The following is a 1215-nucleotide window of genomic DNA, read 5'->3' on the forward strand; positions in this document are numbered from 1 at the left end:
AATGTTGAGCAGGCCATTTTTTACTGCCCGGCCAGTTACCCCGTACTCGGTAATAGCGCGAAACATCTCTGGAAACAGGCTAATAACACCAATCCACATCGCGTTCGCCGTTACGTTACCGGATTGTCCGGAGATCAAAAACCAGGATCCCAATCTACTTCAATAGTGCCAGTAGAGAGATCGACTTTCTTGATAACCTGTTCATCAAGAAACGGAATTAACCGCTCTTGTGCACCGAATGCATCTTTCAGGTTTGCCTTAACGACGAGAACGTCGTTCGAACCGGTTTCCATCAAATCAATGACTTTGCCCATTTCGTAACCGTCGAGGTTTACCACTTTGCAACCCATAAGGTCTTTCCAGTAGTAATCACCCTCTTCCAGCGCTGGCAGCTGAGCAGAATCAACCGTAATTTCGCAATTGGTTAACTGTGCCGCAGCGTCCCGATCGTCAATGCCTTTGACTTTGATGATCAGGTCCTGATTGTGGTGCTTCCAACCTTCCAGTTCAACATGCTGCCATTTACCGGCGCGCTGAATAAACCAGGGTTGGTAGTCGAAGATACTTTCAGCGTCTTCAGTGGAGGAAAACACTTTGAGCCAACCCCGAATCCCGTAAGCGGCGCCCATTTTACCCAATACAATTGGGTTAACGGGAAGCTGTGCGGCAGGTTTAATGCTCATGCTCACCACCGTGACAGATTAAGCTGCTTTCTTTGCTTCTTTGATCAGCGCGTTAACGCGATCAGAAAGCGTTGCGCCCTGGCCAACCCAGTGCTCAATACGGTCCAGATCCAGACGCAGACCTTCAGCCTGACCAGAAGCGATCGGGTTGAAGAAACCTACGCGCTCGATGAAACGACCATTACGCGCATTGCGGCTGTCAGTAACGACGACCTGATAGAACGGACGCTTTTTCGCGCCGTGACGTGCCAAACGAATTGTAACCATAACATCCTCATTAGTTAATAAAGCGCTCGGGCTCCATCGAGGGATGGAACCCGAGCGCAATATAAAAAGCCCGAAAATTTTACTCATTTTGGCGAAAAAAGCAACCTGAGCGTGTTAATTTTCTGGCTGTGTGCCGCTCGCCTTAGCGACCGGGGAATCCGGGCGGCATCATACCTTTCATGCCACGCATCATTTTGGCCATACCACCCTTCTTCATTTTCTTCATCATGCGCTGCATGTCGTCGAACTGTTTCAGTAAACGGTT

The 1215-nt window shown here is 49.3% G+C and carries 3 protein-coding genes and 1 pseudogene; all 4 read right to left on the bottom strand.

What is annotated here, in order from left to right:
* Positions 1-138, bottom strand: a pseudogene (locus QMM04_RS22605) (tRNA (guanosine(37)-N1)-methyltransferase TrmD); the annotation flags it as partial.
* Positions 135-683: a ribosome maturation factor RimM gene (gene rimM, locus QMM04_RS22610; RefSeq protein ID WP_282997123.1), complete on the bottom strand. Its 549-nt coding sequence runs from the start codon at positions 681-683 to the stop codon at positions 135-137. The pseudogene QMM04_RS22605 and the gene rimM, both read right to left, overlap by 4 nt.
* 18 nt (positions 684-701) lie before the next feature.
* Positions 702-950 (bottom strand): 30S ribosomal protein S16, encoded by a 249-nt coding sequence (rpsP, locus tag QMM04_RS22615; RefSeq protein ID WP_007893313.1) that lies wholly within the window; start codon positions 948-950, stop codon positions 702-704.
* 142 nt (positions 951-1092) lie between these two features.
* Positions 1093-1215, bottom strand: a 123-nt coding sequence (locus QMM04_RS22620; protein ID WP_282997124.1) for a hypothetical protein, incomplete at its 5' end; no start/stop codon positions are given.

The organism is Pantoea sp. Pa-EAmG, assembly GCF_030024295.1.
GTDB lineage: Bacteria > Pseudomonadota > Gammaproteobacteria > Enterobacterales > Enterobacteriaceae > Pantoea > Pantoea dispersa.